Here is a 13,882-nt window from a genome sequence, read left to right as displayed (position 1 = left end):
AAACTAACTATTTTTGTATTGTCCAACAATAAAAAACCCACAGATATGAAAACTAATATTTTTTTCCAAAAAAACACAGCGCTTTTTTCAATTACAGGTTTACTGTGTTTACTAGTAACTTCGTGTGGTTCTTATCAAAATAGTTCTTATTACGACAATGACGGAATATATGGAACATCATCTAATAATTACACAGAAAGAGTTACAACAACCGGTACTAATAATCAATATAAAGAATATTTTAGCTCCTTACAAAACAATGACGAGCCTACTGAAATCTTTACAAATGTTGACAATTACGGTTCTTATAATGAATCTGATGACAGTATAGCGAACTCAAGCATTAGTTATGCTGGCTGGGGAAGCAATGTTCAAGATGTATCTGTAAACATATACCCAAATACTTGGGGATTATCTTTTGGCCTAGGATTGGGCTATCCTTATTACGGAGGTTTTGGATACGGATACGGGTATGGTTACGGATGGGGCTACCCTTATTATGGTGGTGGATTAGGTTGGGGTTACCCTTCATACTATCCTTATTATGGATACAGACCTTATTACGGATACCGCAACAACTACAACTACTCATACAATACTGGCCGAAGAGGAGCTATGTATGACAACGGCATAAATCGTAATAATTATTATTCTAACAGAAACTACTCTAATAGAAGTTACTCTAATAGAAACTCAGATTACTCTGTAAACAGAAGAGGTAGTAACAACAATAACTACACAGATAGAAGAACTAATTCTCAAAACTCAAACTTTACTACCAGAAGAGGAAGCAGTAACACTAATTACACAGATTACAGAAGAAACGACTCTTACAATACAACCAGAAACAACGGTAATTCTAATTACACCAGAAGAGATCAATCCTCAAATAGCACTTACGCCCCAACACGAAGAAATCAATCATCGGGTTCACAAAATAATACTTATACTCCAACACGTAGAGACAACAGCAGTAACACTGCGCCTACTAGAACTTACAACCCTAGCAGCTCAAACAGCGCACCTACAAGATCTTACACACCTAGTTCATCAGGTCGTTCATACGATGCCGGTGGTGGTGGAAGAACTTCTGGCGGCGGCGGAGGAGGAAGATCTTCTGGCGGAGGAAGAAGATAATCCACTTCTTCTTTAATTAAATTAAAATTTACCTGAATTACAATTATGAAAAAGTATATATTCCTAATCCTTACTGGACTATCTATTAGCGCAATACAAGCTCAAGACATCACTGATGCAATGCGCTATTCACAAGACAACCTAAACGGAACTGCTCGTTTCCGTGCTATGGGAGGTGCATTTGGAGCACTGGGTGGTGATTTATCTTCACTAAATATTAACCCAGCTGGTTCTGCAATATTCGCAAACAATCAATTTGGCGTAACATTGAGCAATTATAACACTAAGAATAATTCTAATTATTTTGGAACAAAATCCAAAGATAGCGACAACTCATTCATACTAAATCAAGCTGGTGGTGTTATGGTTTTTAAAAACTATGATCAAAAGAGCAACTGGAAAAAATTATCCGTAGCTGTTAATTACGAAAACACGAACAACTATAATAATGATGTTTTTTCTATGGGAGTAAATCCAACAAACTCTATAGATCAATATTTTTTAAGCTACGCCAATACTGGTAATGGTGGTGCTCCTGTGCCTCAAGAATTTGTTAGAACGAATAAAGGAGAAAACATAAGTAACCTATATCGCTATCTAGGCAATAGCTTACCAAATTTTCAATACCCTGGATTAACTGGTCACTCAGCTCAACAAGCAATGCTAGGATACCAAGGATTCATAGTTGAGCCAACAGATGAAACCAATCCAAATAGTTCATACTACCCGCTTGTTCCCGCTGGAGGAAATTATTATCAGGAAAATGAGATTCACTCTAATGGTTATAATGGAAAACTATCCTTTAATGCTGCTACATCTTATAAAGATAAATTATTCATAGGAATAAATTTAAATTCTCATTTTGCAGATTACACTAGAAACACTAGTTTTTACGAAGACAATGCTAACAATACAAGTGCAGTTGATCAAATAAACAGATTACGTTTTGACAATCAATTATACACTTACGGAAATGGTTTTTCTTTTCAAGTGGGTGCTATTGCAAAAGTAACTGATCAGGTACGATTAGGTCTTGCATACGAATCAAACACTTGGTACAAGCTTTATGATGAAACTACACAGAAATTAGTAACTGTAAGAAGCAATAACGTCGGAGAATTACCTCCAACTATAGTTGACCCACAAATTATTAATGTATATGAGTCATACAAACTACAGACTCCAGGAAAATGGACTGCCAGTTTTGCATACGTTTTTGGAAAAACTGGATTATTAAGTGTTGATTATGCCATCAAAGATTATGGTAACACCAAATTCAAGCCTACAAATGATAGCCACTTTAGAGGTGTAAACAATACTATGAGCAACCAATTAACCAGCAGTAGCGAAGTACGAGTTGGTGCTGAATACAAAATCAAACTACTTAGCTTAAGAGCTGGTTATAGATACGAGCAAAGCCCGTACAAAAACAGCACTACAATTGGCGACTTAAACGGCTACTCTGGAGGTTTAGGATATAATTTTGGAGCAACAAAAGTAGATTTAGCCTATTCTTATGCCAAGAGAAATTCTCACCAAGCATTCTTTAATCAAGGATTTACAGATGGCGCTAATATCAATACAAAATTTAACAATGTTTCATTGACAATGTTATTTGAATTATAATCAAATAGCAACACAAACTTATATAAATCCGTCTGGTTCTAATCAAGACGGATTTTTTTTTAACCCTATTCCGATAATCATCAGAAGGAGGAATATCCTTTTTTGGGTTACCGCCAGACAGAAAAAGATACAATACACAGAAGGTAAATACTCCCAAGTCTAACAATGACAACTTCAGAAAAAAGGAGGAATCATGGTGTTTCTAGGAATAAAAAATGTAATTTTGCACTCCAATTTATAAAAGTATGAGAACCAAGTCTTTAAAAAAGAATAAAATCAACGTAATCACTCTTGGGTGTTCGAAAAATGTATATGACAGTGAAGTACTTATGGGTCAACTTCGCGCTAACGGAAAAGAAGTAACACATGAAGCTCCTGCTGCCGAAGAAGGCAATATTATTGTTATAAATACCTGTGGATTTATTGACAACGCTAAAGCTGAGTCAGTAAACATGATTTTAGAGTATGCTGACAAAAAAGAAAAAGGATTAGTAGATAAAGTTTTTGTGACAGGATGCCTGTCTGAACGATACAGACCTGATTTAGAAAAAGAAATTCCAAATGTAGATCAGTTTTTTGGTACAACCGAATTGCCTCAATTACTAAAAGCATTGGGCGCTGATTACAAACATGAATTATTAGGAGAGCGTTTGACAACTACTCCAAAAAATTATGCTTATTTAAAAATTGCTGAAGGCTGCGACAGACCTTGTAGTTTTTGTGCCATCCCTCTTATGCGTGGAAAACACGTATCACAAACCATTGAAAAACTGGTAAAAGAAGCTGAAGGATTAGCTAAAAATGGCGTAAAAGAATTGATTTTAATTGCTCAGGATTTAACTTACTATGGTCTTGACATATACAAGAAAAGAAATCTAGCCGAATTACTTGAGGCTTTAGTAAAAGTAGAAGGTATTGAATGGATTCGTTTACATTACGCCTTCCCTACTGGTTTCCCAATGGATGTTCTTGAGGTCATGAAACGTGAACCTAAGATTTGTAATTATATTGATATTCCGTTACAACACATTTCGGACTCAATCTTAAAATCGATGCGTCGTGGTACAACTCAGGCAAAAACAACTCAATTACTAAAAGATTTCCGTAAAGCTGTTCCCGGAATGGCTATTAGAACTACGCTAATTGTAGGTTATCCAGGAGAGACACAAGAAGATTTTAACATTCTTAAAGACTTCGTTCAGGAAATGAAGTTCGACAGAATGGGCTGTTTTGCTTATTCACACGAAGAAAATACACATGCCTATTTACTAGAAGATGATGTTCCAGACCAAGTAAAACAAGATCGTGCTAACGAAATCATGGAATTACAATCTCAGATTTCATGGGATTTAAACCAAGAAAAAGTAGGACAAACCTTTAAATGTATTATCGACAGAAAAGAAGGTGCTCATTTTGTTGGAAGAACTGAATTTGACAGTCCAGATGTAGATAATGAAGTATTGATCGATGCATCTAAACATTATGTAAAAACTGGAGAATTTGTTAATATTAAAATAATAGAAGCTACAGAATTTGATTTATACGGTGAACCTGTTTAAATTTACAATACATTTTTTGATTTTTTATTCTAAAATATAAAATATGAAAACAATTCAAGCAGCAATAGTATTTGCATTTATGTTATTTTTCGCCAACCCAGTTTCTGCACAGTACGGAAATGGTTATGGAAACGGCTACGGTAATGGCTATGGTGGCGGTGGCTACGGAGGAGGCAGAATGAATGGCGGGATGAGTCAAGGAATGGGAAGCATAGGCCCATCTGCCAACACATCTAAACCAAAAGAAATTCCTGTTGAGGAAACTGTTGCCAGAATAATGGAAAACATGAAGCCTGAACTTAATCTTGATGCCCTTCAGGAAATCGCAGTATCGAATGTTCTTATTGAAAGTATCAAAGAACAAGGCATACTTATGAAAAACGAAAGCAGCAGCCAAGATGAAAAAATAAAACAAATTCAAGCACTTTCTGAAGTTACAAACAAAAGAGTATCCGATTTTTTAAACAAAGATCAAAAGGAAAAATATACACTTTACATGGAACAACTGAAAACTCAAGGCGGGTCTAAAAAATCGAAGAAAAAGAAAAAGTAATTGTTTTCAAAAAACATAAAGACAATTTTAAGATATGAAAAAGTATTTTTACTGTTTGGCTATAGCGATTGTAATTACTTCTTGCTCAACGAATCCGTATAAATCTAGCGAAAAAGTATATGATCAGCAACTTAAGTCTCTTGAAGATAAGATTACGAGTAAAGAAGCACAACCTATACCCCCACCTAGTACAACTATAAGTATAGATACCTCTTACGCTAATCAGTTACACATTTATAAAGACTCGCTTTCCCAAACAGGATCTACATCGTTAGAAAATGGTATTAATACGCAATGGATAGGTACTGTAAACTTTAATTTACGTAAGCCGAACTTTATCATTATCCATCATACCGCACAAGACTCTTTACAACAAACTGTAAATACATTTACTAAAACAAAAACGCAAGTAAGTGCCCATTACATTATATCTAGAGATGGTAAAGTTGTTCAAATGCTAAACGATTATCTACGTGCTTGGCATGCTGGTAATTCTACTTGGGGAAAAAATACTGATCTTAATTCATCTTCATTAGGTATTGAACTTGATAACAACGGAATAGAACCTTTCTCTGAAACACAAATGAATAGTTTAATCGCGCTTTTAACGAGATTAAAAAAAGAATACAATGTACCAACGCAAAACATCTTAGGTCACGCCGATATTGCTCCAGGAAGAAAACAAGATCCAAGTAAATTGTTTCCATGGAAAACACTAGCTGGACTAGGATTTGGAATTTGGCAAGATGAAATACTTGAAGAAGCTCCATTTGATTTTAAAATTGAGCCTGCTTTACGAATTATTGGATACAATACTAAAAATCTTACTGCTGCAATTACAGCTTTTAAACTACATTATATTCAAACTGAAGTTGATGGAGTATTAGATAGAAAAACAATAAATACTATTTATTCTATTTATAAAAAACAATAGAAGTTACCAAACTTCATATATAACACACGCTTTAGAATTGCCTAAAGCGTGTTTTTTTTTACTAGAAAAACAAGTTTAAATAAAAAACTGTTAAAACATTAAAATGTTTTAACAGTTTAAAAAAAAAAAAAAAAAAAATCAATATAAAATCTTAAAAAGAATAAGTGGCACCAACTAATGCAAAGACCATCTTACCAGTTGGAAGAGAATTACTGTCAAGGAAAACATCTTCAGAAGCACTATCTAATCGTATTTCTGGAATTATCGTCATATTTCCAACTTTATAATTAAGTGATACCGTATTTGCAAAAACACTTGAACCTGCTACTTCGCCTAAACTAGCAGCAGCGTCTTTTGCATCAAGATATTCCACTCTATAAGCTAACCCAAGATTATCTTTAAATTTATAATAAGCATACCCAACCAGTGAGAACCATTCTCCACCAAGATTACTATCATAATCGTTTGTTGTTTTAGCATAAGCGGCATTAAATCCTAAAGAAAACGCATCATTAATCGCCTTTGTTCCCACAAAATCAAAATGCATTTTATTATCACCTGTCGGCACAATCGTAGATCCAGGAGCAGGGTTTGTACTTCCTGATGTGAAATTAAAATAAGCACTTCCAGTATCCGCAATATAACCTAACTGCCCTATATATGTTTTTTGACTAGAACCAGCATCCATCGCAGATTTAAAATCAGTAGGGTTGGTAATCCCAAACATAGCACTAAATTTCCCATTGGTATATTGTGCCTTTACTCCTGTATTAAAGAAAGGCCCATATGAAAATGCATACGATGTACTATAATTTTTATTACCTACAGCATCCAATACTTCATATCCAAAATGCGTTCCAAAACTACCTACAGTTACAGAGAAATCATCTGATAAATCATATTTAAGTAATAACTGTTTAATTAAAAAAGAAGCCTCATTATTACCATTATACTCATTATAAGAGAACTCTATCATTCTTGTCCCAAATCCTACATCTACAAAAGCTGAGGCTTTTCCAAATTTATGTGAAGCTGTAATAGATACCAACCCTAATTCAAATGAATCTTGTGAATTTGCAAAACTGGTTAAACCGTTTTGTTGTTTAGAAAAATCATATTTATAATAAACGTCTGCTGAACCCCCAAATGTTGTCGCTGGATCAGTCGTTTCTTTTTGTTCTTGAGCAAAAGCAAAAGAACTCGATAACATCAAAGCTAAAATATGTATTACTTTTTTCATATTTAAATGGTTTTAGTTGATAATTGGTTTGGTTATTTTTTATAAATGCATTTATATTCTATATAACATCAAAGAACTGCAGTAAGGATTTACACTAATAAATAGCCTTTTTCGTTGATTCAATATTTATAGTTTACTATTACAAATACAATTTTAACACAAACTTGATTACGCAAAGTAGACACTAAAAAAACTGAAAATAAAGAAAACTACTACGCACATCTACTCATTATTTTTTAAAAAACAAACAGCTACAAACCAAAACAATAGATCCAAAAAACAATTACTAATGAGTCAAAATGCGTAGCTAAAAAGACTAAACATGGAAAGAAAATCTTTAAACTATTATTAAACTCAAAATACGCACTGCCAATATGTAAAAAAAACACAGCTTTAAAAATAATCACAGAAATAAAGTCATTGATACATTTAAAATCATCTATTTTTAAAAAACACTTTTCTTCATTACACATCGCTAAAACATGTTTCTGAGGCGAATTTATCAACTTTTACATTAGATAATCTCATAAAATTATTTTTTTTGGCTTCTTTTGGAAAGAATTACGGATTACAAAAATTACAATAGCCAATTATCATTATTTTACATTTTAAAGGCATGTTTTTAAAAAATTTGACAAGCTTTAAAATCCAAAAAATAAAAATAAATATCAAAATAAACAACATAGCCCTAAAAATAAATGGGTTGCATTCAAAAATAACACATTTAAAAACACAACACCCCCTATTAAAAAATACAAAAAATAAAAAATAAAAAATAAAAACAAAAAATAAAAAAAAGAGTTAAAAACCAAAACCAATCAACAAGAAGTAAACATCTTTATTAAATTCTTACAAAAATATATTTTAAAAATACACAACCACTCCTTTTAATAACTACTTAAAACAAACAAAACACTACAGTTTAAAAAAGAAAAAAAACCTACCTATTTTCACCCTAACACATCCAAACTAAAAATTACACCATAACCAAAAAATCATTGACACATCTAACAACAATACCCTCTATTCCGAATTAAAAGAACACTTTATTAAAACAGTTTTAAAGAGAAAGAAACTTCGTAGAAAAGAACCATCAGAAAGAAGCACTATCATATTGTATAAGCAAAAAAAAGCCCCAATCCGAATTCGGATTGGGGCTTTAATAATTTTTACTTAAAGCTTACTATTTCTTAGCTAAAGCTGCACTCATTTCCATAGAAATCGCAGAACGCTCCATCTTTAATTTTCCAGACATTGTTTCGATAACTACAGTTGTTTCTGCAAGCTCTGAAACTTTTCCGTGAAGACCGCTTTTTGTTATAATTTTATCACCTACTTTTAGGCTACTTTCAAATTCTTTTTCATTTTTTGCACGTTTTTGTTGTGGTCTAATCATAAAGAAATAGATCACCACAAACATTAATAGAAACGGTGCAAATTGAGTTAATTGTTCCATAATTTAAATTCAGTTTTTATTTAATAATTATTACATTAAACCACGACCAGCTTTAATCAACTTTTTGCTAGCCTCTAGTTCTTTTACAAGATTGTCTAAAATCCCGTTGATAAAAATACTACTTTTTGGCGTAGAATACTCTTTTGCTATTTCTAAATATTCGTTAAGAGTTACTTTTACAGGAATTGAAGGGAATTTTAAAAACTCACAAATTGCCATTTTTAAAATAATTGTATCTATCTCAGCAATACGATCACTATCCCAATTTGGTGTTTTATCCACATATTCTTTAGCAAATTCCGATTCATTTAAAACTGTTTTTCTAAACAAGTCTTTTACAAAATCTCTATCCTCATTGTCTTTATACAATTTTGGAACTCTAAAATTATCATCTTCTCCAGCTGTAATAGCTTTTAATTGTTTGATAATATGTGTATTTACTACAGGAATATCATCTACCCAAGTAAGCTTATCGTCTTCTAGATACTCATATAATTTTTCATTAGGAACTATTACTTCAGTAAATAAATCAACAATAAACTGCTTGTCTTCTTCAAACGTATTCACTGCATTACTCATGTATTTTGCGTACTGCTTACTCGCTTTAATGTCATTAAGAAGTAGTAAAATATAATCGTCATTTAGTGTCCAATTATTGATTTTACGATTTTCTAATGCTATACTTAGCGAATTATTTTCAGCTAGAATCTGAAAAATGGCATTTTTAACAAATTTTTCGTTTGGATTACGCTCTTGAGGAGTCGCAAGATGTTTTTTGCTTGATAAGTGTAAATAGATTGTCTCTTTTTTACAAATTTCGATTAACGAAGAAACCATCACAAGATATAAATCCTGAATATTATCAATACTATAAAAAAGAAATTTTTCTTCTTTTTCAAGATTATCAGAACCGTTTTGATGCATCGCATAAATGGACTGCATTACTTTAACGCGTATGTGTCTTCTATTTACCACCTTGTAAGAACATTTTAAAAATTAGTTTGCAAAAATAAGAATTTCAAGCTTTATAATAAAATTTATAGTTACTTTATTTAAGAATAGTTTTCAGTCGCAATCGCAGTTTACAACAATAAAAAAATCCCAGTTTTCAGTCACGGTTTCATACTAGCTGAAAACTCTGACTGAGACTGAGACTTTAAACATTTAAACTAAACTAGTTTTTATTTTTTAGCGTTCTCAATTTTTCTTAAATCGATACGATTTTGAGCAATTGTTAATGCTGCTTGATGTGTCGTTATACCGTTTTTAATAGCATAATCAAAAATCTCAAGTGTTGTATTGTAGATATTTTCTGTCTTACGCATGATTTCAGCTTTGTCATAATGCTCTAATTCTGCGTAAACATTGATAATTCCACCAGCATTAATCAAGAAATCCGGAGCATAAAGTATCCCTCTTTCTTGTAATATCAGACCGTGAACATTCTCGTTTGCCAATTGATTATTTGCTGCACCAGCAATAACTTTAGCTTTTATTTTATTTACAGTATCATCATTTAACGTTGCTCCCATTGCACATGGCGCATAAACATCAACATCTGCACTATATATATCATCCCCTGCAAAAATAGTAGCACCGTATTTTGCCGCTACTTCATACAATTTTTCTTCGTTGATATCAGTAATAGTAACGATAGCACCTTCTTTAGTTAAATAATCTACCAAAGTTTCTCCTACGTGTCCAATTCCTTGTACCAAAACTTTTTTACCAGCTACACTATCAGAACCAAATTGTTGTTTCACAGCAGCTTTCATTCCTAAAAACACACCATAAGCTGTAACAGGAGAAGGATTACCTGAACCACCTCTTTCTTCAGAAATACCAGTAACATAAGGAGTAACATCTCTTACAATGTCCATATCTCTGGTTTCCATACCAACATCTTCGGCAGTAATATATCTTCCGCTTAAAGAATGTACAAATTCTCCAAACTTACGCATCAATTCAGGTGTTTTTTGAGTCTTGGCATCACCAATAATAACGGCTTTACCTCCACCAATATTTAATCCCGTAATTGCTGCTTTGTATGTCATCCCTCTAGAAAGACGCAAAACATCATTTAATGCTTCCCATTCGTTAGCATAATTAAACATCCTTGTTCCCCCTAAAGCAGGTCCCATAACTGAATTATGAATACCAATAATTGCTTTTAAACCTGTATCTTTGTCATTACAAAATACAATTTGTTCGTGATCATCAAACGATAGTTGACCAAAAACGGGATCCATTTTTTGAAGTTCCTTTCCAGTTGCAAAAGCTGCATTCATAGCAAATAATTTTTGTTAGTTAAAATTACGAATTTGTCAAAAAGACATTTCAAATTTATACAAAAAATATACATACAGCATTTTTTTAATTAAAAAATAACAATCCAGTAATTGAATATTTTTCAATAAACATATTAAGTATTGTCCAAAACCAACAATATCCATCAAAATAAGCTCATTTCAACACAGAATATCATAAAAAGATGAAAGAATTACGTTATTTAAACAAATATTTTATTAAATACAAATACAGTTTTTCCTTAGGTATTTTCATAACAATAATCGCACAAATATTTTCGCTATTTACTCCAAAACTAATAAGTAAATCATTAAGTGCTATTGAAAAGTTTGATAAACTACCAGAAGCAGAAAAAGCATCAGAGGCAGTATTATCTTTTTACAGAGAAGAACTCGTACACAATGTTTTACTAATTATTGCTACAACCATCGTAGCAGGTTTCCTTACTTTTTTAATGAGACAAACCTTAATTGTAATGTCTCGTCATATTGAATTTGACTTAAAAAATGAAGTTTTTCAACAATACGAAAACCTTTCTCAAAACTTTTATAAACAAAATCGTACTGGTGATCTAATGAACCGTATTAGTGAAGATGTTTCTAAAGTACGTATGTATGTAGGTCCGGCAGTAATGTACACCATTAATACTTTTATTCGATTTGCCATCGTGATCATATATATGTATAATGTTTCTCCTCTTTTAACCTTATATACCATATTGCCATTACCGATATTATCTTATTGTATTTTTAAATTAAGTACCGAAATAAATAAACGAAGCACTGTTTTTCAACAATATTTATCAAAGGTTTCGAGTTTTACACAAGAAATTTTTTCTGGAATTCGAGTTATTAAGGCTTATTCTTTAGAAAATCAACATCAAAACAATATGATTGATCTAGCAAATGAAAGTAAAAGCAAAAGCTTAAACCTTGCCAAAGTTCAATCATTATTTGGCCCGCTAATGATTGCCTTAATCGGAATCAGTAACCTTGTAGTAATTTATTTTGGTGGTGTAATGTATATTAACGGCAGTATCAAAAGCTTAGGAACAATAGCCGAATTTATTCTTTATGTAAATATGCTTACATGGCCAGTTGCTTCTCTAGGTTGGGTTTCATCTATGGTACAAGAAGCCGAAGCATCACAAAAAAGACTAAATGAATTCTTAAAAATCGAGCCTGAAATTAAAAACAACAACCCAGACCACTCTACTATCGACGGAACAATTTCTTTTGAAAATGTAACCTATACTTACGAAGACACTAATATAACTGCTCTTAATAATGTAACATTTACTGTTAAGAAAGGGGAAACCCTAGCTATTTTAGGAAAAACTGGTTCTGGAAAATCAACAATCCTTTCTTTAATTTCACGCTTATACGATGTCCCTCAAGGACAAATCACAATTGACGGTAATGAAATAAGCAAATTAAACCTCAACGATTTACGCAACAACATTGGTATTGTACCCCAAGATGCTTTCTTATTCTCTGACAGCATTAAAAACAACATTAAGTTTGGCAACCAAAACGCAACTGACGAAGAAGTCATTGAAGCTGCAAAAAATGCTGTCGTACACGACAACATCATTGGCTTTAACAAACAGTACGACACCGTATTAGGAGAAAGAGGAATTACTCTTTCGGGAGGACAAAAACAGCGTGTTTCTATCGCTAGAGCAATAATAAAAAACCCTGCAATTTTGCTATTTGATGACTGCTTATCTGCTGTGGATACAGAAACTGAAGAAACGATTTTAAATAACTTATTTGAAATTTGCAAAGACAAAACCACCATAATTGTGAGCCATCGTGTATCATCTGCTAAAAATGCAGATAAAATTATTATACTCGAGGAAGGAAAAATCATCCAACAAGGTTCTCATAATCAATTGATAAATCAAGAAGGGTATTATTCATCATTATATATAAAACAACTTTCCGAAAAAGAATTACTTTAATTGTTGTATAATAGATATTTTTTTAAGATTTTTGATTGCTATTAAATAAAAAATCGATAGAACGGATTATGAGAGAAAATGACATGTTAGAAAAAGAAGAGATTTTTTCTAAAGTACTACGAGCAGGAAGAAGGACCTATTTCTTTGATGTAAGAGCTACAAAAGCAGACGATTACTATATCACGATTACCGAAAGCAAAAAATTCACAGAAGAAGATGGCTCTTTCCATTTTAAGAAACATAAGATTTACTTGTACAAAGAAGATTTTAGTGCTTTTGCTGAAATTTTAGGAGAAATGACTTCTTATGTTTTAAACCACAAAGGAGAAGAAGTAATCTCCGAAAGACATCAGAAAGATTTCAAGAAAGAATACAGTTCTGATAAAGAAGAGCTTGTATCTCACAGGTCGAGTTTTACAGATATTGATTTTGACGACATCTAATCAATTTACTGTTAAGAAGTAGAAAGTCCAAAATCTAGTCAATTTTTGGACTTTTTTTATATCTTTTAAATTTCAAAAAACACCAATAATGGAAGCAAATTTATTAATATTACCAGGTTTAGGAAATTCTGGAGATAAACACTGGCAAACGTATTGGCACAAGAAATTTAAAAATTCAATTCGTTTAGTTCAAGACAATTGGGATGAACCTGTTCGTGGGGAATGGATTAAAAGATTAAACGAAGAAATTACAAAACTAGACAAACCAACCATTTTAATAGCACATAGCCTAGCCGTTTCTTTGGTACTACACTGGACAATATCTAATACCAACAAAAATATCATTGGAGCTTTATTAGTAGCCCCTGCCGATGTAGACTCCCCTCAACACACTCCTGAATGTATAAGAAACTTTTCGCCAATGCCAATTGTCAAATTACCATTTCCGTCAATAGTTGTAGCTAGTGAAAACGATCCCTATGCATCCTTTGAAAGAAAAGAATATTTTGCCAAAATGTGGGGAAGTGACTTTGTAAATATTGGACAAAAAGGACACATCAACTCCGATTCAGATTTGAAATACTGGGAAGAAGGACAAGAAATATTGAAACAATTGATCTTGAAGATTGACATGCTTTAATTATTCAGTCCCTGTATCCAGTAG

The 13,882-nt window shown here is 32.3% G+C and carries 12 protein-coding genes; 8 read left to right on the top strand and 4 right to left on the bottom strand.

Annotated features, from left to right (window positions below; genetic code table 11):
* Positions 1-45 precede the first annotated feature (45 nt).
* The 5 genes from OIU80_RS14005 (at position 46) to OIU80_RS13985 (ending at position 5,809) form a co-directional block, all read left to right on the top strand.
* Positions 46-1,137 (top strand): hypothetical protein, encoded by a 1,092-nt coding sequence (locus tag OIU80_RS14005; RefSeq protein WP_264287622.1) that lies wholly within the window; start codon positions 46-48, stop codon positions 1,135-1,137.
* 45 nt (positions 1,138-1,182) lie between these two features.
* Positions 1,183-2,763: an OmpP1/FadL family transporter gene (locus OIU80_RS14000; protein ID WP_264287621.1), complete on the top strand. Its 1,581-nt coding sequence runs from the start codon at positions 1,183-1,185 to the stop codon at positions 2,761-2,763.
* 245 nt (positions 2,764-3,008) lie between these two features.
* The gene (rimO, locus tag OIU80_RS13995; protein ID WP_264287620.1) at positions 3,009-4,322 is read left to right on the top strand and encodes a 30S ribosomal protein S12 methylthiotransferase RimO; all 1,314 of its coding nucleotides are present in this window, start codon (positions 3,009-3,011) and stop codon (positions 4,320-4,322) included.
* A 43-nt stretch (positions 4,323-4,365) separates the two neighbouring features.
* Positions 4,366-4,875, top strand: coding sequence for a hypothetical protein (locus tag OIU80_RS13990; RefSeq protein ID WP_264287619.1), 510 nt, complete (start codon positions 4,366-4,368; stop codon positions 4,873-4,875).
* Between the two features lie 34 nt (positions 4,876-4,909).
* On the top strand, positions 4,910-5,809 hold the full coding sequence (locus tag OIU80_RS13985) for an N-acetylmuramoyl-L-alanine amidase (protein ID WP_264287618.1): 900 nt from the start codon (positions 4,910-4,912) through the stop codon (positions 5,807-5,809).
* 151 nt (positions 5,810-5,960) lie between these two features.
* On the opposite strand, the gene OIU80_RS13980 is transcribed toward OIU80_RS13985, so the two are convergent.
* From OIU80_RS13980 to OIU80_RS13965, 4 genes are all read right to left on the bottom strand, one after another.
* Complete coding sequence (locus OIU80_RS13980) at positions 5,961-7,049, bottom strand: porin (protein ID WP_264287617.1); 1,089 nt, start codon at positions 7,047-7,049, stop codon at positions 5,961-5,963.
* Between the two features lie 1,183 nt (positions 7,050-8,232).
* Entirely contained in the window at positions 8,233-8,505 is a 273-nt protein-coding gene (gene yajC / locus OIU80_RS13975; RefSeq protein ID WP_039115484.1) for a preprotein translocase subunit YajC, read from the bottom strand.
* 30 nt (positions 8,506-8,535) lie between these two features.
* Positions 8,536-9,447 (bottom strand): transcription antitermination factor NusB, encoded by a 912-nt coding sequence (gene nusB, locus OIU80_RS13970; RefSeq protein ID WP_264287711.1) that lies wholly within the window; start codon positions 9,445-9,447, stop codon positions 8,536-8,538.
* Positions 9,448-9,686: 239 nt separating this feature from the next.
* Complete coding sequence (locus OIU80_RS13965) at positions 9,687-10,793, bottom strand: Glu/Leu/Phe/Val family dehydrogenase (RefSeq protein WP_319004969.1); 1,107 nt, start codon at positions 10,791-10,793, stop codon at positions 9,687-9,689.
* A 203-nt stretch (positions 10,794-10,996) separates the two neighbouring features.
* Between OIU80_RS13965 and OIU80_RS13960 the strand changes: the two genes are divergently transcribed.
* The 3 genes from OIU80_RS13960 (at position 10,997) to OIU80_RS13950 (ending at position 13,858) form a co-directional block, all read left to right on the top strand.
* The gene (locus OIU80_RS13960) at positions 10,997-12,775 is read left to right on the top strand and encodes an ABC transporter ATP-binding protein (RefSeq protein ID WP_264287616.1); all 1,779 of its coding nucleotides are present in this window, start codon (positions 10,997-10,999) and stop codon (positions 12,773-12,775) included.
* Positions 12,776-12,843: 68 nt separating this feature from the next.
* Positions 12,844-13,218: a PUR family DNA/RNA-binding protein gene (locus tag OIU80_RS13955; protein ID WP_264287615.1), complete on the top strand. Its 375-nt coding sequence runs from the start codon at positions 12,844-12,846 to the stop codon at positions 13,216-13,218.
* 88 nt (positions 13,219-13,306) lie between these two features.
* On the top strand, positions 13,307-13,858 hold the full coding sequence (locus OIU80_RS13950) for an RBBP9/YdeN family alpha/beta hydrolase (RefSeq protein WP_264287614.1): 552 nt from the start codon (positions 13,307-13,309) through the stop codon (positions 13,856-13,858).
* Positions 13,859-13,882 lie beyond the last annotated feature (24 nt).

The sequence above is a fragment of the Flavobacterium frigoritolerans genome, from assembly GCF_025847275.1.
GTDB lineage: Bacteria > Bacteroidota > Bacteroidia > Flavobacteriales > Flavobacteriaceae > Flavobacterium > Flavobacterium frigoritolerans.
The sequence above is the reverse complement of the archived record's forward strand: the minus strand, read 5'-3'. Positions and strand labels throughout refer to the sequence as shown.

Excerpts from the sequence above, each read along its gene's own strand:
- OIU80_RS14005 (WP_264287622.1), top strand. The coding sequence starts at position 46 with ATGAAAACTAATATTTTTTTCCAAAAAAACACAGCGCTTTTTTCAATT.
- OIU80_RS14000 (WP_264287621.1), top strand. The coding sequence starts at position 1,183 with ATGAAAAAGTATATATTCCTAATCCTTACTGGACTATCTATTAGCGCA.
- rimO (WP_264287620.1), top strand. The coding sequence starts at position 3,009 with ATGAGAACCAAGTCTTTAAAAAAGAATAAAATCAACGTAATCACTCTT.
- OIU80_RS13990 (WP_264287619.1), top strand. The coding sequence starts at position 4,366 with ATGAAAACAATTCAAGCAGCAATAGTATTTGCATTTATGTTATTTTTC.
- OIU80_RS13985 (WP_264287618.1), top strand. The coding sequence starts at position 4,910 with ATGAAAAAGTATTTTTACTGTTTGGCTATAGCGATTGTAATTACTTCT.
- OIU80_RS13980 (WP_264287617.1), bottom strand. The coding sequence starts at position 7,049 with ATGAAAAAAGTAATACATATTTTAGCTTTGATGTTATCGAGTTCTTTT.
- yajC (WP_039115484.1), bottom strand. The coding sequence starts at position 8,505 with ATGGAACAATTAACTCAATTTGCACCGTTTCTATTAATGTTTGTGGTG.
- nusB (WP_264287711.1), bottom strand. The coding sequence starts at position 9,447 with ATGCAGTCCATTTATGCGATGCATCAAAACGGTTCTGATAATCTTGAA.
- OIU80_RS13965 (WP_319004969.1), bottom strand. The coding sequence starts at position 10,793 with ATGAATGCAGCTTTTGCAACTGGAAAGGAACTTCAAAAAATGGATCCC.
- OIU80_RS13960 (WP_264287616.1), top strand. The coding sequence starts at position 10,997 with ATGAAAGAATTACGTTATTTAAACAAATATTTTATTAAATACAAATAC.
- OIU80_RS13955 (WP_264287615.1), top strand. The coding sequence starts at position 12,844 with ATGAGAGAAAATGACATGTTAGAAAAAGAAGAGATTTTTTCTAAAGTA.
- OIU80_RS13950 (WP_264287614.1), top strand. The coding sequence starts at position 13,307 with ATGGAAGCAAATTTATTAATATTACCAGGTTTAGGAAATTCTGGAGAT.